The 16,188-nt window shown below is 44.5% G+C and carries 21 protein-coding genes and 5 tRNA genes; 6 read left to right on the top strand and 20 right to left on the bottom strand.

Features of this window, described 5'->3' with window-relative positions; all coding sequences use genetic code 11:
- Positions 1-7 precede the first annotated feature (7 nt).
- Complete coding sequence (locus DXN05_RS07885) at positions 8-1,114, bottom strand: DUF3667 domain-containing protein (protein WP_158559161.1); 1,107 nt, start codon at positions 1,112-1,114, stop codon at positions 8-10.
- A gap of 146 nt (positions 1,115-1,260) precedes the next feature.
- Here DXN05_RS07885 and DXN05_RS07880 point away from each other — a divergent pair, with 146 nt between their 5' ends.
- Entirely contained in the window at positions 1,261-2,088 is an 828-nt protein-coding gene (locus DXN05_RS07880) for a hypothetical protein (RefSeq protein ID WP_116846687.1), read from the top strand.
- 183 nt (positions 2,089-2,271) lie between these two features.
- Here DXN05_RS07880 and rplL read toward each other — a convergent pair whose 3' ends face one another.
- The 4 genes from rplL to rplK form a co-directional block, all read right to left on the bottom strand.
- Positions 2,272-2,640 carry a 50S ribosomal protein L7/L12 gene (gene rplL, locus DXN05_RS07875; protein ID WP_116846686.1) on the bottom strand — a complete coding sequence of 123 codons (369 nt, stop codon included), beginning with the start codon at positions 2,638-2,640 and terminating at the stop codon, positions 2,272-2,274.
- 132 nt (positions 2,641-2,772) lie between these two features.
- Positions 2,773-3,294 (bottom strand): 50S ribosomal protein L10, encoded by a 522-nt coding sequence (gene rplJ, locus DXN05_RS07870; protein WP_116846685.1) that lies wholly within the window; start codon positions 3,292-3,294, stop codon positions 2,773-2,775.
- Positions 3,295-3,340: 46 nt separating this feature from the next.
- Positions 3,341-4,036 carry a 50S ribosomal protein L1 gene (rplA, locus tag DXN05_RS07865; protein ID WP_116846684.1) on the bottom strand — a complete coding sequence of 232 codons (696 nt, stop codon included), beginning with the start codon at positions 4,034-4,036 and terminating at the stop codon, positions 3,341-3,343.
- A gap of 30 nt (positions 4,037-4,066) precedes the next feature.
- Positions 4,067-4,510 carry a 50S ribosomal protein L11 gene (gene rplK / locus DXN05_RS07860; RefSeq protein ID WP_116846683.1) on the bottom strand — a complete coding sequence of 148 codons (444 nt, stop codon included), beginning with the start codon at positions 4,508-4,510 and terminating at the stop codon, positions 4,067-4,069.
- A gap of 210 nt (positions 4,511-4,720) precedes the next feature.
- Between rplK and DXN05_RS07855 the strand changes: the two genes are divergently transcribed.
- Complete coding sequence (locus tag DXN05_RS07855; RefSeq protein ID WP_116846682.1) at positions 4,721-5,560, top strand: hypothetical protein; 840 nt, start codon at positions 4,721-4,723, stop codon at positions 5,558-5,560.
- A gap of 113 nt (positions 5,561-5,673) precedes the next feature.
- On the opposite strand, the gene nusG is transcribed toward DXN05_RS07855, so the two are convergent.
- From nusG to rpsU, 12 genes are all read right to left on the bottom strand, one after another.
- Positions 5,674-6,270 carry a transcription termination/antitermination protein NusG gene (gene nusG, locus DXN05_RS07850; protein ID WP_116846681.1) on the bottom strand — a complete coding sequence of 199 codons (597 nt, stop codon included), beginning with the start codon at positions 6,268-6,270 and terminating at the stop codon, positions 5,674-5,676.
- A gap of 8 nt (positions 6,271-6,278) precedes the next feature.
- Positions 6,279-6,473 carry a preprotein translocase subunit SecE gene (gene secE, locus DXN05_RS07845; protein WP_116846680.1) on the bottom strand — a complete coding sequence of 65 codons (195 nt, stop codon included), beginning with the start codon at positions 6,471-6,473 and terminating at the stop codon, positions 6,279-6,281.
- A 107-nt stretch (positions 6,474-6,580) separates the two neighbouring features.
- Positions 6,581-6,651, bottom strand: a tRNA-Trp gene (locus DXN05_RS07840).
- Positions 6,652-6,799: 148 nt separating this feature from the next.
- Entirely contained in the window at positions 6,800-7,987 is a 1,188-nt protein-coding gene (gene tuf / locus DXN05_RS07835) for an elongation factor Tu (RefSeq protein WP_116846679.1), read from the bottom strand.
- Positions 7,988-8,247: 260 nt separating this feature from the next.
- Positions 8,248-8,322: transfer RNA gene (locus DXN05_RS07830), tRNA-Thr, on the bottom strand.
- Between the two features lie 68 nt (positions 8,323-8,390).
- A tRNA-Gly gene (locus DXN05_RS07825) sits at positions 8,391-8,463 on the bottom strand.
- Positions 8,464-8,606: 143 nt separating this feature from the next.
- Positions 8,607-8,689, bottom strand: a tRNA-Tyr gene (locus DXN05_RS07820).
- 49 nt (positions 8,690-8,738) lie between these two features.
- Positions 8,739-8,811, bottom strand: a tRNA-Thr gene (locus DXN05_RS07815).
- Between the two features lie 177 nt (positions 8,812-8,988).
- Positions 8,989-9,258 (bottom strand): hypothetical protein, encoded by a 270-nt coding sequence (locus tag DXN05_RS24465; protein WP_147313863.1) that lies wholly within the window; start codon positions 9,256-9,258, stop codon positions 8,989-8,991.
- A 52-nt stretch (positions 9,259-9,310) separates the two neighbouring features.
- A complete protein-coding gene (locus DXN05_RS07810) occupies positions 9,311-9,610 on the bottom strand; it encodes an HPF/RaiA family ribosome-associated protein (RefSeq protein ID WP_116846678.1) in 300 nt (99 codons plus the stop codon).
- Positions 9,611-9,817: 207 nt separating this feature from the next.
- A complete protein-coding gene (locus tag DXN05_RS07805; protein ID WP_116846677.1) occupies positions 9,818-10,711 on the bottom strand; it encodes a tyrosine-type recombinase/integrase in 894 nt (297 codons plus the stop codon).
- A gap of 119 nt (positions 10,712-10,830) precedes the next feature.
- Entirely contained in the window at positions 10,831-11,028 is a 198-nt protein-coding gene (gene rpsU, locus DXN05_RS07800; RefSeq protein ID WP_116846676.1) for a 30S ribosomal protein S21, read from the bottom strand.
- A 130-nt stretch (positions 11,029-11,158) separates the two neighbouring features.
- Between rpsU and DXN05_RS07795 the strand changes: the two genes are divergently transcribed.
- On the top strand, positions 11,159-11,749 hold the full coding sequence (locus DXN05_RS07795; RefSeq protein WP_116846675.1) for a riboflavin synthase: 591 nt from the start codon (positions 11,159-11,161) through the stop codon (positions 11,747-11,749).
- A 60-nt stretch (positions 11,750-11,809) separates the two neighbouring features.
- On the opposite strand, the gene DXN05_RS07790 is transcribed toward DXN05_RS07795, so the two are convergent.
- Together DXN05_RS07790 and DXN05_RS07785 are read right to left on the bottom strand one after the other, a co-directional pair.
- Positions 11,810-12,187 (bottom strand): RDD family protein, encoded by a 378-nt coding sequence (locus DXN05_RS07790; protein WP_116846674.1) that lies wholly within the window; start codon positions 12,185-12,187, stop codon positions 11,810-11,812.
- 177 nt (positions 12,188-12,364) lie between these two features.
- On the bottom strand, positions 12,365-12,679 hold the full coding sequence (locus DXN05_RS07785) for a hypothetical protein (RefSeq protein WP_116846673.1): 315 nt from the start codon (positions 12,677-12,679) through the stop codon (positions 12,365-12,367).
- On the opposite strand from DXN05_RS07785, the gene tyrS reads away from it, so the two are divergent.
- The 3 genes from tyrS to DXN05_RS07770 all read left to right on the top strand — a co-directional run bounded on the left by tyrS (position 12,678) and on the right by DXN05_RS07770 (position 15,436).
- Positions 12,678-13,955: a tyrosine--tRNA ligase gene (gene tyrS / locus DXN05_RS07780; protein ID WP_116846672.1), complete on the top strand. Its 1,278-nt coding sequence runs from the start codon at positions 12,678-12,680 to the stop codon at positions 13,953-13,955. The genes DXN05_RS07785 and tyrS overlap by 2 nt on opposite strands.
- Positions 13,956-14,048: 93 nt before the next feature.
- Positions 14,049-14,699, top strand: a complete 651-nt coding sequence (locus tag DXN05_RS07775) for an alpha/beta hydrolase (protein ID WP_147313862.1) — start codon at positions 14,049-14,051, stop codon at positions 14,697-14,699.
- Between the two features lie 74 nt (positions 14,700-14,773).
- Positions 14,774-15,436, top strand: coding sequence for an alpha/beta fold hydrolase (locus tag DXN05_RS07770; protein WP_147313861.1), 663 nt, complete (start codon positions 14,774-14,776; stop codon positions 15,434-15,436).
- A gap of 57 nt (positions 15,437-15,493) precedes the next feature.
- Here the strand turns inward: DXN05_RS07770 and DXN05_RS07765 are convergent, their stop codons facing one another.
- Positions 15,494-16,168 carry an SGNH/GDSL hydrolase family protein gene (locus DXN05_RS07765; RefSeq protein ID WP_116846669.1) on the bottom strand — a complete coding sequence of 225 codons (675 nt, stop codon included), beginning with the start codon at positions 16,166-16,168 and terminating at the stop codon, positions 15,494-15,496.
- Between the last annotated feature and the right edge of the window lie 20 nt (positions 16,169-16,188).

Genomic DNA, 16,188 nt, shown 5'->3' with positions numbered 1-16,188 from the left:
TCAGGTTTTACAAAATCACGAAAAAGAATATAATGGCAAATATCACAAATAAAAAGCTCATCATAAAAAGGTTCGCAAAACCCAGCAATACCATTTTGGCAATGGTTTTACCGGCTCCCTGCTGATAAAAATTGCGTATGGCTTTGTACAGGTAATAAATCATATACAGCCACACACCTATCTGCAGGTATACCAGCCAATGCAGCCAGGATGTTTCTTTAAACGAACCAAGTAAAAAAACAATGAATAACTGTATAAAAATGGCACAATACAAATGCACGGTAAAGATCACATGGTTCACGTAGTAATACTGCCTGCGTTCGCGCAGGTATAGCAGCTGCAACAACAGCGCAACAAAAGGCAGCGTTATGAACAGCAATTGCGGCATGGAGTGCCAGAATTTTTCCTTCATATGCTCGTTCATATCACCGTTCGTAATATACGTTTTCTGCAGGCCGATGCCTCTTTCAATAAACTTCCGCTCCAGCCAGCCATCGCGATCTTCCGGCTTCTTTTTAGCCTGGTCTGCTTCGTATTCGGCTACTGTTTTAAAAGTAGGGTCATCACCGTTATCTGCCTGTATTTTGTGTTTATAGGTAGAATCGCGCTGCACGCGTACAATCTCCGAGTCTGTATCAGCTATTTTATTATCCAGCTTACGCAGTACTTTACCCGGTACACCTGGTGTGGCGGCCGATGTTTGTCTTGCTGTAACCAATGCCTCGCGTTTTTCCTGCAGGGCAACAATAGCGCCTGCAGCAGTAGTATCATCTTTGTTAATATGTACCCCCACGTTTTTCGCGTTGTGCTCGTTCTCCTTTTCTTTTTCCCCGCCTTTAAAAAAGGTCAGGAAGGTTAAGAAGAAAAAAGCAGATACAAACACATACATGCGTATGGGATGCAGAAAATCGGCCCTGCGGCCGCGCATGTACTCTGTAGACAAGTATCCTGGCCTGAACAGCAGGAATTTTGCCGTAGTAAAAAACTTACCGTCGAAATGAATAATGTCGTAAGCAAAATGCGTAACAAGATGCCAGAATTTGTCTTTCGGTTCAATATTTTCCTGGCCGCAAACATGACAATAACGGCCATACACTTCCGCATTACAATTCAAACAAGTTTTCTCAGTACGTTCTTTGAGGTGGGACACGCAGTTAATTTTGGGCTAATATAAGCAACTCAGCCCATCCCTCCATATTACGGCACGATGTTTTGACGTTTGTAATTACAGAAAGCTATTTTTGAATAAATTTTCCCTCAATGAAGCGTTTTATTATGAGCCTGCTGCTGTTGGCCAGCTGTTTATTGGTCCGTGCACAGTATTATTACAACGATATACTTGCCGCTACGCAAACCAATATGCAGTACCGTGTTTTAAAGGCCAACCATATCCAGAAAGTAAGCGCCCGCAGTTTAGAAAACGATAATGCCGTTGCTGCCGGTTTTGAATTAAACCAGCAGATAAGCAGGGATGCCGGCAAAATCACTACCCGTACCGATTACCCGTCTGCCGGCCATTCACTCACCGTGAGCTGGTACCAGGATAATCACCTCGTAAAAACGGAAGACAGCAGTGCACGCGTACTCACTACCACCACGTACACCTACACACCGCAATACCAGGTAAACACCATTACCATTGTCACGCTCGATACGTTTATGCACAGCCAGTCGAGCGAAATACACCGCTGGGAATACCGCGACAACCAGCCGGTACGCATGCTGAAAATAAAAGACGGCAACGACACCACTGTAGTAGAATTTATCGCCGATGAACAGGGCAATGTAGCAGAAGAGCACTGGAACAGGAAAGGCCATACCATTGAAACCTATTACTACTATTATAACAACAATCACCAGCTAACCGACATTGTGCGATACAATGCGCGGGTAAAAAAACTGCTGCCCGATTACCTGTTCCAGTACGATACGGCCGGCCGCATTAGCCAGATGACACAGATTTCAATGGGCAACACCAATTATATGATATGGTATTACCTGTTCGATGATACCGGGCTTAAACAGCAGGAGCTGTGCTATAACAAGAAAAAAGAACTCATCGGGAAAATAGAGTATAGCTATAAATAGCTGCGCAAGTTACGAGCTTCTAACTGCAAGCTTGTTGAGTGTATAAATGGCGTGTGTGGTTGCATAAATGCTCACCACACACGCCATTTGTTTTTCCTATCACATTTATCACAAAATAAAAGGCTCCCGTGAACGGGAGCCTTTATATACATTGTAGTAGAACTAGAACTCTAGTAATAATTACTATTTGATTTCAACTTCTGCACCGGCGTCTTTCAGTTTAGCCAGCAGTTCGTCAGCTTCAACTTTAGAGATACCTTCTTTGATTGGTTTAGGCGCACCGTCAACCAGGTCTTTTGCTTCTTTCAAGCCTAAGCCAGTCAGTTCTTTCACAATTTTAACTACGTTCAGTTTGCTTGCACCACCGCTAACGAGGATAACGTCGAAAGCAGTTTTTTCAGCAGCAGCAGGAGCGGCTTCGCCAGCAGCTACAACAACTGCAGCAGCAGCAGGTTCAATACCGTAGTCTGCTTTCAGAACGTCTGCTAATTCCTGAACTTCTTTCACTGTTAAGCCTACTAATTGTTCGGCTAATACTTTAATGTCTGCCATGATTATTTGTTTTAAAAACCGCCTTCACAGTATATCACTCCGGCGGAAATGATCAATTTGCCTTTCTTGTTAAAACCATCCGGCCAGGTGTGGTTATATCGTGTTTCCTTTTGGGGAAACAACTTGCTGTAGTTATTCAGCAGCAGCTGCAGTGCCTTCAGCCTGTTTTTCGTGGTGGTGCAACAGGGCAGCCAGTACACGTTTAGCAGGAGATTGCAGTAAGCCAATAACTTCGCCGATAAGCTCGTTTTTGGTTTTAATCTGCGTTAATGCTTTCAGCTGGTTGTCGCCTGCATAAACGTCGCCGTTAATGAAAGCTGCTTTCAGCTCAGGTTTTTCACCATTGCTTCCTTTGCGGAAAGCGCTGATGATCAAAGCTGGTTCTTTGGGATTTTCTGAGAACATCAGGGCAGTTACGTTGTTTAGTGATTCGTAAACACCGCTGTATTTTTCAGCATCCAGTGATTCAAGGGCCTTGCGGATCAAAGTGTTTTTAGCCACTTTCATCTCTACCTGTTTGTCAAAACAGGCGCGGCGCAGTTTACCAACCTGCTCTACGGTCAATGCTTCTGTATTGGTTACGTAGAAGTTGTTATATTGGGAGAACTTCTCTTTCAGAAGTTCAATAACCTCGTTTTTTTGATCTTTATTCATAACGCTTCTTGTTTGTAATCCTTACGATTCAATGGAACCGGGCAGATTAGTTTAAAACTGATTTTGTGTCAACAGCAACACCGGGGCTCATTGAGCTAGCCAGGCTTACACCTTTAACGTAAGTGCCTTTTGCTGCAGAAGGTTTCAACTTTACGATGGCGTTGATCAACTCCTGGCCGTTAGCCGCGAGTTTTTCAGGAGTAAAAGATACACGGCCGATAGAAGCGTGGATGATACCAGCTTTATCAACTTTGAATGCGATTTTACCGCCTTTTACTTCGTTTACAGCTGCTGCCACATCGTTGGTAACAGTACCTGTTTTAGGGTTAGGCATCAGGTTACGGGGACCCAGTACTTTACCCAGTTTACCAATTTTAGGCATCACTGAAGGTGTTGCAACGATAACGTCAACATCAGTCCAGCCGCTTTCGATTTTCTGGATAAATTCGTCCAGGCCAACAAAATCAGCGCCTGCTGCTTTCGCATCAGCTTCTTTATCAGGCGTACACAAAACCAATACACGTTTTGTTTTACCGGTACCATGCGGCAGGGTAACAGTACCACGTACCTGCTGGTCGGCTTTTTTGGGGTCAACACCCAAACGGATGTGAAGGTCAACTGAACTGTCAAATTTGGTGCAGTTCACTTCTTTCACCAATGCAGAAGCGTCTTTTAAAGAATACAGTTTATTTTTATCGACTTTCGCTTCCGCTACTTTTCTTTTTTTAGTAATACTTGCCATAACAAATGAGTTGTTTAGGAGGGTTCACAATTAATTTTGCCAGGGAGCAGCTCCATCAACAGTAATTCCCATACTGCGTGCTGTACCTGCTACCATTTTCATTGCACTTTCAACCGTAAAGCAGTTCAGATCAGGCATTTTGTCTTTGGCAATTGCCTCAACCTGTGCCCAGGTAACTTTACCTACTTTGTTACGATTGCTCTCCTTAGAACCTTTCTGGATTTTGGCAGCTTCCATCAGTTGAACAGAAGCGGGAGGCGTTTTGATAACGAAGTCGAATGACTTGTCGTTGTACACTGTAATTAATACAGGGAGTACTTTACCCATTTTATCCTGGGTTCTGGCATTGAATTGCTTACAGAACTCCATGATGTTCACACCCTTAGAACCGAGTGCAGGACCTACCGGAGGAGCAGGATTGGCTTGACCGCCTTTCACCTGCAACTTAACGAAGGTTGAAATTTCTTTTGCCATGTTACTTCAATTTTTGGTATTAACGTTCCCCCGAACCCGGGGCGAACTCCCAAATACTACATTCTCAATATATACTAAAAAGAACTTTTGGGGCAGCAAAGGTAATATTTCTTATTTAAATTTCACAACAATTTCCCGCACTTCTCTTTCTCTTGGTACACAAAGCATTATCCTTTATTTTTAAGAAAAATCCGAAAAACCAACGCTTTCATGAAGAATCTTCAGCTTAAGTCCGCACGTTTCGCGGCCCTTTTCCTCCTGCTTTCCGTTTTCCTGTTTTCCTGTACCGACCAGCAGGGCGGTTTAAATACCACCCACTACGGCCAGTCCGTAAGTATGGGCAATGGTTCCGTACGCTCTTTCATTACCCTTAATCCCGGCAATATCCCCGTTCAGATAGGGTACGAAATTACACCGGCAGCCATCCAGAACCTGCCTGCTGCCTCGCATGAAGACAGCATGATTTTTTATGCAGACAGCACCGGTATGGGCGATATGCCTATGCCTTCGCACGAATACCTGGTGCCGCTGGATGCAGCAGCGAAAAAATACACGGTATTCGATCACCTCGCGGCCAACTGGAATCCCCTTGGTCACATGCCGGTAGGCGTATACAGCCGCCCGCATTTCGATTTTCATTTTTACAATATGCCGCTGGCAGAAAGGGAAAAAATTCCCGCCTATATGGACGACCCTACCGGTTTTGACCAATTACCTGCCGATGGCTACCTGCCCGCAGATTATATCCGCGTACCTGGTGGCGAAGCGCGTATGGGTACACACTGGGCTGATAAAACTGCGCCTGAACTCAACGGCGGCGCCTTTACCCAAACCTTTATTTACGGCTCGTACAACAGTAAGGAAACATTTTACGAGCCCATGGTTACCCTGGCTTACCTGCAGAGTGTAACTACTTTCAGCGGTGCCATTAAGCAACCGGCCAAACACCTTACTACCGGCTACTACCCCACCCAATACCTTATTTACAGTGATGCATCCGGCAAACGTTATGTGGTGCTTACCGGTTTTGTAAAATATATCGCCAACTAACCGCAGCAGTACCATTAAAAAAGGCAGCAGGTAAATACCCGCTGCCTTTTTTAATGTCTTTATCCATAAAACCATATAACAAAAAAGCCATCTTCTCAGATGGCTTTGTATTATTAGCTTAATTTTTCAACCTGCATGTAGTTCAATTCTACCGGTGTAGATCGTCCGAAGATTTTTACGGTAACCTTGAGTTTTTTCTTCTCGTCGTTTACCTCTTCGATAACACCGTTGAAATCGTTGAACGGGCCTTCGATGATTTTGATGGTTTCACCAACAATGAACGGTTCGCTGAGTGTAACACCCTGGTCGTTCATTTCATCTACCTTACCCAGCATTTTGTTTACTTCGGCTTTGCGCAGGGAGATGATATTACCCTTGCTGCCCTTGCCATCGGTTAAGAAATGCATTACGTTGCTGATATTGCTGATGTGCTGGATGATATCATCATTGAGTTTACCATCTGCCACTTCGAGCATTACATAACCAGGAAAGTAGTTTTTTTCGCGCATTACTTTTTTACCGTTCTGCACTTTATATACCTTTTCCATTGGAAGGAATACCTGTTTCACGATCTCCGTCCAGCCACTGCGTGAAATATCTTTATCGAGGTATTCTTTTACCTTACGCTCTTTGCCACTCACCACACGCAGCACATACCACTTACTTTCCTTTTCTGTTGACTGTTGCTGTTGCGCTGTATTTTCTTCCATTTACGCTCTTACTTAAATAATGAATAAACGAGCTTCAGTATCTGGCTGCTGGCAAAGTCCATAACCCATACCAGCGCGGTAATCAGTACTGTAGCAACCAGAACAATTACAGTTGACTGCTGTAACTGAGACCAGGTAGGCCAGGTTACTTTTTCCACCAGTTCCTGGTAAGATTCTTTAAAATAGTTTGAAACCTTATTCACAATAGGTATTTTAATTAATTACAAAAATTTGAAAACGAATAATGGGAAGCAGGAAAGATAAGAATCATTTCCAAAATTCTCAAATTATTCATTTTCAAATTTCTAAGCACGGGCCACAGGATTCGAACCCGTATCAACGGTTTTGGAGACCGCTATTCTACCATTGAACTAGGCCCGTATGTTGTACAAGGAGCAAAGCTATTTAATATCAGTGTGCCTTGTACAATTATTTTCGCCTGAGGCGAAAAAGTGCCCGTAACAATTATTACAGGCACTTTTTAGTATAGTTATACATCAATGCTCTACAGCAAAGATGCGTTGGTTAACTATTTGATGATTTCGGTAACCTGACCGGCACCTACTGTACGGCCACCTTCGCGGATAGCGAATTTCAGACCTTTTTCCATAGCGATCGGCTGGATCAGTTTAACGTTCAAGCCGATGTTATCGCCAGGCATAACCATCTCAGTACCTTCAGGTAATACTACTTCACCAGTTACGTCCGTAGTACGGAAGTAGAACTGAGGGCGGTATTTGTTGAAGAACGGCGTGTGACGGCCACCTTCTTCTTTGCTCAGTACGTATACTTCACATTTGAATTCAGTGTGCGGAGTGATGCTTTTTGGTTTTACGATAACCATACCACGACGGATCTGGGTTTTCTCAATACCACGCAGCAGCAGACCAGCGTTGTCACCTGCCTGACCTTCGTCGAGCAGTTTTTTGAACATCTCAACACCTGTAACGGTAGAGTTCAGGGGAGCGTCCATCAGACCTACGATTTCTACAGCTTCACCAACTTTGATGATACCGCGTTCGATACGACCTGTAGCAACTGTACCACGACCAGTGATAGAGAATACGTCTTCTACAGACATCAGGAACGGCAGATCGATAGGACGGGGAGGCAGCGGAATGTAAGAATCTACAGCTTCCATCAGTTCTTCTACCTGTTTAACCCACTGTGGATCACCAGCCAGTGCGCCTGTAGCAGAACCTTTGATGATTGGTGTGTTATCACCATCAAAACCATATGAGCTTAACAGTTCGCGGATTTCCATTTCAACCAGGTCCAGCAGTTCAGCGTCGTCAACCAGGTCAACTTTGTTCATGAAAACAACGATCTGGGGTACACCTACCTGACGTGCAAGCAGGATGTGCTCTTTAGTCTGGGGCATAGGACCATCTGTTGCAGCCACAACAAGGATAGCACCGTCCATCTGAGCAGCACCGGTAATCATGTTTTTCACGTAGTCGGCGTGACCAGGACAGTCAACGTGCGCATAGTGACGGTTTGCTGTTTGGTATTCTACGTGTGCGGTATTGATAGTGATACCCCTTTCTTTTTCTTCAGGAGCGCCATCGATATCATCGTAGTTTTTTTTCTCCGCCAGACCTTTTTTAGACAGTACGTCTGTAATGGCAGCGGTTAATGTTGTTTTACCGTGGTCTACGTGACCGATGGTACCAACGTTTACGTGAGGTTTCTCCCTCTTAAAGGTCTCTTTAGACATCTTATCGGTTTTTGTTGTGGTTTTACAATTTGTAATCTATGTAGTCAGCAACAGTTCAATAACCACAGCACCTGTTGCGTCGCACACTTCAACTTGTCAAGCCTGCTCATCTTATCATTTGTTTTGTTAAGAAGAGAGGCTTTGGTGTTTGCCCATCCGTTTGACGTGCGTAACACCCTTGAGCGTTTATGTAAAATGTCAAAACACCTGATAAGATGCCAGACATTTATATACCGGACCTGTAAACCTGTATCCGGATTTGGAGCCGTTGAAGAGAATTGAACTCTCGACCTCTTCCTTACCAAGGAAGTGCTCTACCCCTGAGCTACAACGGCATTTCTCAGTTGGCAGATTGCAGTGGGTGTTACAGTAAACTGTAATCGCCTGCTGCTAACTGAATCGGAGCGGAAGACGAGGATCGAACCCGCAACCTATAGCTTGGAAGGCTATCGCTCTACCAATTGAGCTACTTCCGCATGTTTATTTGAAAATAAAACCGCCAGTGTAACAACACATTCAGCTGATTATTTCAAAAACAAAGAACTTCAATTTTAAAACATCAAAATGTGCTTCCTTGTTTTTCAAACAATCACACTTTCAAATTTTCAAATTACTACTGTGGGCAGGAGAGGATTCGAACCTCTGAAGTCGAAAGACAGCGAATTTACAGTCCGCCCCATTTGGCCGCTCTGGAACCTGCCCCACTTACCATTTCAATCGTCATTATTCAATCAAATTGAAGCAGCATGTGAGCCGCTTGTCGGAATCGAACCAACGACCTACTGATTACAAATCAGTTGCTCTACCAGCTGAGCTAAAGCGGCAATTTTAACCCTCTTTTTCAATCCTTACAGATTGAGTTCAAAAGGCTTGTGTTAAAGATCTACCCTTGTTTTTCGGGATGGCAAAGGTAAGAGAAAAGTTGAATTGTCAAAATTTTGAATGGAAAATTTTCGAATGTTTTTTAAAACATTTTTTTGCCTTCATTTTCCGGGGGTGTGTTAAGGCAATACCAGCTTATGTTCTGAAGAATCGCCCGGTGTAAAAATTACCTTTACAGAATCGTGCGGAACAACTGTTTCATGCTCAAACTCAGCACTATCCACTACCAAAGTGCCTTGCTTTTTGAAGAGATACCTGATCAGTAAACGGCCATCATTCGACATCCTTCGCTCAATGATATGGGCGCGTATATCTGCTACCTTGTGCCTTCCGCATGCAGTCAAAACCGTTAGTGTTACGGCTGCCGCTAAACATATAATCACTCGCATGGCGCAAAATTATTATAAAAAAAAGGCCCCGGAGGGCCTTTGAATGATTTTTTTAAGCTGCTTGCTTGTCTTTCTTGCGTTTTATTTGATTAAACAATGAATCCAGTGCCGCATCGAAAGATTCTTCAAATGATTTGGAAGAAACTTTCACGAAAAAGTTCTGCCGTGGCACATGAACCCGGATTTCAGCGATTTTGTCTTTAATGGTGTGCACAACATTGTCCAGTTTAAGAAACACATCCACTTTGATGATCCTGTCATGAAAGGTGTTGATCTTTTGCAGTTTTTTACTCACGTAATCAATCAGTTTTACATCTGCATCAAAGTGTACAGTTTGGATGTTAACGTTCATAGCGAATCGCTTTTAGGTGAACAATAAATGAAAGAACTTAAGAGTAGATTTTAAACCATAAAAACAGAACTTAACGGGAATACTGAAGGTAATTATACCATATGAAATAATCAAGTTACAGCCGGAATTTTAAGGTGATTTTAGAAGAAAAACACAGCCGTTGACGGGCAGCTGTTTGCGGGTGGCCTTGACGCTTGTTGCACGCTTTTATGCCTTGGGATGTGCCTTCCGGAATACTTCCTTCAACTTTTCGATGGTATTGTGCGTGTACACCTGCGTGGCGGCAAGACTGGCATGCCCCAGCAGCTCTTTTACTGCATTTAAATCAGCGCCATTGTTCATTAAATGCGTGGCAAAGGTGTGGCGTAATACGTGCGGACTTTTCTTCTGCAATGTGGTTATTTCGCTGAGTTTGGCCTGTACCACGCTGTACACGTACCTGGCATACAGCGGCTTGCCCCTGGCGTTTACAAACAGCTGCGTTACACCGGGCAGCTTCCCGGGCTTGTCTGCCATGTATTGCTGCAGTTCTTTTACCAGCGCGGCAGACACCGGTATTATCCGTTCCTTATTGCCTTTACCCAGCACTTTCAGCTGGCTGTAATGCGCATCCAGCTGCTCTTGTTTCAGGTTTACCAGTTCGCTTACACGCATACCGGTATGATAAAACAGCAGTAATACCAGCCGGTCGGTTCTCCCCTTCCAGCTGTCTTCAAAACGGTCGGCGTTAAACAGCGTTTCCATTTCCTGCTGCTGTACAAAGGCCGGCAAACGCTTATTTACTTTGGGAGTAACAATGGTAGTTAAGGGCGACTGGGTAACCAGCCCCTGTTTCTGTAAAAATTTGAAATACGATTTAAGTGCAGATATTTTGCGGTTGATGGATTTGGCAGTCTGGTTATCTCCTTTCAGTTCAGCCATCCAGCTGCGTATCATGCCTGAGGTAACGGCTGTGATGGCCGGGGAATCGAATTGACTGGCCAGGAAGGCATACAGCTGCTCCAGATCGGTAGCATAGGCAGTAACCGTATGCGGGGAGTACCGCTTTTCAAAGCGGAGATAATTGACAAATAACTGTATATGCGGGTTTTGCACAATCATACAACAGGCTAAAATTACGGGAATTTATCCTGATGCAGAACACCCTTTGCATAGCGGCACTAAAAAGCCATACAACACCAAAGCGTTGTATGGCCTTAAAGTATTATTGATAAATTGAACTAAGCATCAATTTTACCGCTGGCTACCTTCTGTTTGTAGATAGCTTTCAACACTTCTGTGCGACGCCTTACAGATGGTTTCGTAAAGCTCTGACGCTCGCGTAACTGCAACAAGGCTTTGCTCTTTTCGAACTTTTTCTTGTATTTCTTCAGCGCTTTGTCAATGTTTTCGCAATCTTTTGAGTCGATTATCAGCATAGTATTATACCTCCTTTAGGAAATTTGGAGAGCAAAAGTAAAATCAATCTGCATAAAAAACAAATTTTTTCGCGGTTATCCACTGCATTCCGTGTTTTTGCGCTATCAACTAATGAGTTAACTTCGCTGCATGTTTACAGGAATTGTTGAAACCACCGGCATTATTACAGGTATTACCACCAGCGGCACCAATAAAAGCTTCTGGATTCAGTCATCTGTGTCACCTGAACTTAAAATTGATCAAAGTATCAGTCACGACGGCGTTTGTCTTACCGTAGAAGCCCTGGCCAACGATGCGCACCAGGTAACTGCCATTGCCGAAACCATCCAGAAAACCAACCTGGGCCAGTGGAAAACCGGCGACACCGTAAACCTGGAGCGTTGTATGATTATGAACGGCCGCCTGGATGGCCATATTGTACAGGGGCATGTAGATACCACTGCCACCTGTGTAAACAAAACCGACCTTAACGGCAGCTGGGAATACACCTTTGAATTTCCTGACCAGTTTGCCCACCTGGTGATAGAAAAAGGCTCCATTTCATTGAATGGCACCAGCTTAACCATTTTCAACGTAACCCGCAACCGCTTTACAGTAGCCATTATCCCCTATACTTATCACCATACCAGCATCCGCCAGGTAACAGCAGGCAGCGTAGTAAATATTGAATTTGATATGGTAGGCAAATACATCTACCGCATGCAACAGCTGAAAGCCTAAAGCAGCCTGCACCTTACTAATCGGGCTGCCAGGCCATTTCACCATCACTCCATTAAGCCATCATGCTTCAACGGTTTCGGTGCCGCTCAGCGCATCGTGCAGTGTTTTGTCGAGAAACGGGATAAAGAAGCAGTCTATTAAGGTAAGACGCAGCAAGGAACGCAGCAGTATCTGGCCAAAATTCGGCCGTTTGCCCTGGCGGTTCACCACTTTTGACATGGAAAGCAGTTTACCAGGCGTGCGCGCAAACAATCCTTCTAAAATTAAATAGTACACAAACCAGGCTGCATAAAAGAAGTAGTAAAAAGGGTAATACGGCGTATGGTAGTAGTAGGCATAAAAAGTATTCACCTTGTAGCCAATGTATCCGAGAATGCTGAATAACAGGGTATCTACCAGGAAATTAATAACGCGTGTACCGATGCCTACTTTGTTCATGCTGCAAAGATGCCGGTAAAATAATTACGGGCCAACCCCTTCCTGAGCTGCTAAAAGCATTTTGATAGTATAAACAATTCGTTTCATTTCTGCAAGAGGGAAAAAAGCAGTGTGTACTGTTAACTCACACCTGTAACGCCTGCCACAGCCGCAGTAGGTTTGCAGCGTCATCAACAGTTAACCATGAACGTACGGAACAAACTTTTGGAATGCAGCAATATCAAGGTAAATAAAATTGCAAGTCCTGCCACGGTAAACCTCATTTGGGTAGTTGCTAAAAAGAACGCCCTTATCCGTTTCAATGAAAAAACCCTGACTACTAAAATCAATAAGATAGTAAGGTTGCCAATGACGGTCAATAACCAGTTGACGTAAATGCAACTGCAATTCGCTTAGCAGGATCAATAAAAACAGGGGCCTGGCATTTCGTATGCTGGCCCTTTTGCTTTGTTGCCCCCCTTTGGCTATTTTTGCGCAAATCAGTTTTTGCATGAATTTAATTGAAGAACTGCGCTGGAGAGGCATGATACAGGATATTATGCCCGGCACCGAAGCGCAGTTGCAAAAGGAAATGACCACCGGCTACATTGGTTTTGACCCTACGGCCGACAGTTTGCATATTGGCAACCTGGTACCTATTATATTACTGGTGCACCTGCAAAAAGCAGGGCATAAACCCATTGCACTTGTTGGCGGCGCTACCGGCATGGTGGGCGACCCGAGCGGCAAAAGCGCAGAACGCAACCTGCTTGACGAAGCAACCCTGAACAAAAACATCGCTGGTGTAAAAGCACAGCTGGAGAAATTTTTGCAATTCGATCCTGCCCTGCCTAATGCAGCGGTGATGACCAATAACTATGACTGGTTTAAAACCATTTCATTTATTGAATTTTTGCGCGATACCGGTAAGCACATTACCGTGAACTATATGATGGCGAAAGACAGCGTGAAAAAACGTATTGAAGGCGAAACCGGTATCAGCTATACCGAATTCGCTTACCAGCTGATGCAGGGATACGATTTTTACTGGCTGTACAAAAACCTGAACTGCAAGCTGCAGATGGGTGGCAGCGACCAGTGGGGCAACATGACCACCGGTACTGAACTGGTACGCCGCAAAGCCAATGGCGAAGCCTTTGTATTTACCTGCCCGCTTATTACCAAGGCAGATGGTGGCAAGTTTGGCAAAAGCGAAGCCGGTAACATATGGCTTGATCCCAGCAGAACAAGTCCATACAATTTTTACCAGTTTTGGTTAAATGCCACAGATGCAGACGCAGAGAAATGGATTAAAATATTCACCTTCCTCGACGAGCCTACTATCAGCGGCGTAATAGCCAAACACAACGAAGATGCCGGTGCCCGTTATTTACAGAAAACGCTGGCAAAAGAAGTAACCGTATTCATTCATGGTGAAACAGGTTATAACGAAGCGCTGGAAACAACAGCCAAATTGTTCGCTAACCAGAGTGCACCTGCTGAAAGCCTTTCTGTAGAAGATCTTGAAGGCATGCAGGGCATTGTAAAGTTCGACTTCGATATCAGCAAATTACAGGAAGGAATTGATGTGGTAAGTTTTCTGGCAGAAACAACGATCTTTCCGAGCAAAGGCGAAGCACGCAAAACCGTACAGGGCGGTGGCGTAAGCATTAACCGCAACAAGGTGAGTGATATTGCAGAAAAAGTAACAGCCGACCAGTTGCTGCACAGCAAATACCTGCTGGTACAAAAGGGCAAAAAGAATTACTACCTCGTAGAGTTTAAATAACCGTTTTCAGCTACATAACAGGCGTTACCGTTGCACTGCTATTTTTATGTTAACAGCGGCACCGGTGACGCTTTTTTATTAAGTTTATGTACCATGAAAAACGTGTATTTTTTATCAGGATTGGGTGCAGATGAGCGCATGTTCCAGGCGCTGGATCTTTCTTTCTGCAAACCGGTGTTTGTACCCTGGATACAGCCCGGGCCACAGGAAAGTTTGCCTGCCTATGCCAGCCGGCTGCGGCAGACCATACCCGAAGAAAATCCCTGTATTGTTGGTCTTTCGTTCGGCGGCATGCTTACCGTTGAAATGGCGAAACTGAACAATGCCATCAAAGCCATTATCATTTCCAGCGCTAAAACGCGCAGCGAAATACCCGCGTGGATAAAACTCAGCCGTTTCTGGCCCCTGCACCGGTACCTGCCACATGATTTTATCCGTTGGTTTGAAAAAAGGAATGATTACTTTTTCGGCCCCCTGCAGCCCGATACCAAGAAAGTACTGAATCACATTATCGACGACAGCGATCTTTATTTCGATGCCTGGGCAGTAGATGCCATCATCAGCTGGCAAAACAACGAAGTACCCGGCAACCTGGTGCATATTCACGGCGATGCAGACAGGCTGTTGCCCTATTCATTGGTTTACTGCAACGAAACCATTACAGGTGGTTCCCATTTAATGGTGATGGACCATGCCACAGAAGTAACAACAGTTTTGCGAAAATATATTACCGGCATGGCATAACAAGGCAGCAAAACGGCGCTTTATTTGATTACTTTCAATAAAGCACATGCTGATTGCTTACCAATAACGCTGCCATGCAACAGGTTTACTTCTTATCTGGTTTAGGTGCCGATGAACGGGTTTTTCGTTTCCTGGATATGCCGTTTTGTAAACCGGTATATGTGCCATGGATTATTCCGCTACCGCATGAAAAGCTGGAATCATACGCACAGCGGCTGCGGCAAACCATCCCTGAAGCACATCCTTTATTGGCAGGTGTATCTTTCGGTGGTATGCTGGCTGTAGAAATGGCAAAAGCAGATCCGCAAATAAAAGCAGTGATTATATCCAGTGCTAAAACCAGGCAGGAACTGCCCCGCTGGATGCATGCAGCCCGTTATTTCCCTGTATACAACTGCATTCCTGATGCATGGCTGCGCGCAATGGCACAACGCTGCAACTGGTTATTTGGTGCAGAAAAACAAGAGAGTATTCACGCATTTCATTCCATTATCCGAGACTGCTTTGTGCCCTTTAACACCTGGGCATTCGGCGCCATTCTGCGCTGGAAAAATACAATAATACCCGGCAACCTGTTACATATTCACGGCACGGCAGACAAGATGTTGCCCTATGCACGTGTACAATGCAACGTAACCATACCCGGTGGCAAACACCTGATGGTTATGGATTGTGCAGCAAGCATTACACCGCACCTGCAATCCTTTCTGCAACTACCATCAAATGACAGGCACTGACAGGCAAAAAAAATCCCGGCTATTGGCCAGGATTCTTTTATAAAGTCCAGGTGCCCGTTATTTCACCTGTGTAATGCCTTTCCACATTTCATCGGCTACCATATTGTTGCCTTTTTCGTTCAGGTGCACACCATCTACCGTTAATACGCCCCTGTCTTTATCGTCGGGGTTATTTGTTTGCAGGTATTGGGTAAACAACGCACGCAGGTCAACCACAGGTATACTTTCACTCTTCGCAATTTTGCGGATAATCTCGCTGTACTGGTTCAGTTCACCATCCTGTGCATTGGTAAAGTTTTTACGTTCACCGATAGTTGCAGGTGTACATATCACCACTTTAATGTTCTGTGCCTGCAGCTTTTTGATAATAGCCCTGTAGAATTTTTCAAATTTATCAGGGTCGGTACCCGTGCCAAAGCTGCGTTTGTGCCACACATCATTTACACCAACGTAAATCACCACGATATCTGGTTGTTGGGCCAACACATCGGTTTCCATGCGCAGGTATAAATCGTATACCTTATTGCCGCCAATGCCGGCGCCAACTAGTTCGTAATCGTTGATATTTTCCTTTGCCAGTTTATCTTTCAGAACAGTAATATAACCACCGGGTTTTACGCCTGCTTCAGTGATAGAATCGCCAAAGAAAACCACTTTCTTCTTTTTATCTGCTTTAAACGCAACCATAGCAATCAGCATTACAAGCAAACCAACACCAAGGATTTTTTTCATATGCCTTTATTGTATTCAGG

The sequence above is a fragment of the Deminuibacter soli genome (assembly GCF_003412455.1).
Lineage (GTDB): Bacteria > Bacteroidota > Bacteroidia > Chitinophagales > Chitinophagaceae > Deminuibacter > Deminuibacter soli.
This window is presented reverse-complemented; position numbering and strand designations above follow the sequence as displayed.

Bases quoted from the DNA above. Each gene is read 5' to 3' on its own strand.
- DXN05_RS07770 (WP_147313861.1), top strand. From the start codon at position 14,774: ATGCAACAGGTTTACTTCTTATCTGGTTTAGGTGCCGATGAACGGGTT.
- rplL (WP_116846686.1), bottom strand. From the start codon at position 2,640: ATGGCAGACATTAAAGTATTAGCCGAACAATTAGTAGGCTTAACAGTG.
- rplA (WP_116846684.1), bottom strand. From the start codon at position 4,036: ATGGCAAGTATTACTAAAAAAAGAAAAGTAGCGGAAGCGAAAGTCGAT.
- rpsU (WP_116846676.1), bottom strand. From the start codon at position 11,028: ATGCTGATAATCGACTCAAAAGATTGCGAAAACATTGACAAAGCGCTG.
- DXN05_RS07785 (WP_116846673.1), bottom strand. From the start codon at position 12,679: ATGCAAAAACTGATTTGCGCAAAAATAGCCAAAGGGGGGCAACAAAGC.
- DXN05_RS07855 (WP_116846682.1), top strand. From the start codon at position 4,721: ATGAAGAATCTTCAGCTTAAGTCCGCACGTTTCGCGGCCCTTTTCCTC.
- DXN05_RS07795 (WP_116846675.1), top strand. From the start codon at position 11,159: ATGTTTACAGGAATTGTTGAAACCACCGGCATTATTACAGGTATTACC.
- rplJ (WP_116846685.1), bottom strand. From the start codon at position 3,294: ATGAATAAAGATCAAAAAAACGAGGTTATTGAACTTCTGAAAGAGAAG.
- DXN05_RS07805 (WP_116846677.1), bottom strand. From the start codon at position 10,711: ATGATTGTGCAAAACCCGCATATACAGTTATTTGTCAATTATCTCCGC.
- DXN05_RS07810 (WP_116846678.1), bottom strand. From the start codon at position 9,610: ATGAACGTTAACATCCAAACTGTACACTTTGATGCAGATGTAAAACTG.
- DXN05_RS24465 (WP_147313863.1), bottom strand. From the start codon at position 9,258: ATGCGAGTGATTATATGTTTAGCGGCAGCCGTAACACTAACGGTTTTG.
- DXN05_RS07775 (WP_147313862.1), top strand. From the start codon at position 14,049: ATGAAAAACGTGTATTTTTTATCAGGATTGGGTGCAGATGAGCGCATG.
- nusG (WP_116846681.1), bottom strand. From the start codon at position 6,270: ATGGAAGAAAATACAGCGCAACAGCAACAGTCAACAGAAAAGGAAAGT.
- tyrS (WP_116846672.1), top strand. From the start codon at position 12,678: ATGAATTTAATTGAAGAACTGCGCTGGAGAGGCATGATACAGGATATT.
- DXN05_RS07765 (WP_116846669.1), bottom strand. From the start codon at position 16,168: ATGAAAAAAATCCTTGGTGTTGGTTTGCTTGTAATGCTGATTGCTATG.
- DXN05_RS07790 (WP_116846674.1), bottom strand. From the start codon at position 12,187: ATGAACAAAGTAGGCATCGGTACACGCGTTATTAATTTCCTGGTAGAT.
- tuf (WP_116846679.1), bottom strand. From the start codon at position 7,987: ATGTCTAAAGAGACCTTTAAGAGGGAGAAACCTCACGTAAACGTTGGT.
- rplK (WP_116846683.1), bottom strand. From the start codon at position 4,510: ATGGCAAAAGAAATTTCAACCTTCGTTAAGTTGCAGGTGAAAGGCGGT.
- DXN05_RS07880 (WP_116846687.1), top strand. From the start codon at position 1,261: ATGAAGCGTTTTATTATGAGCCTGCTGCTGTTGGCCAGCTGTTTATTG.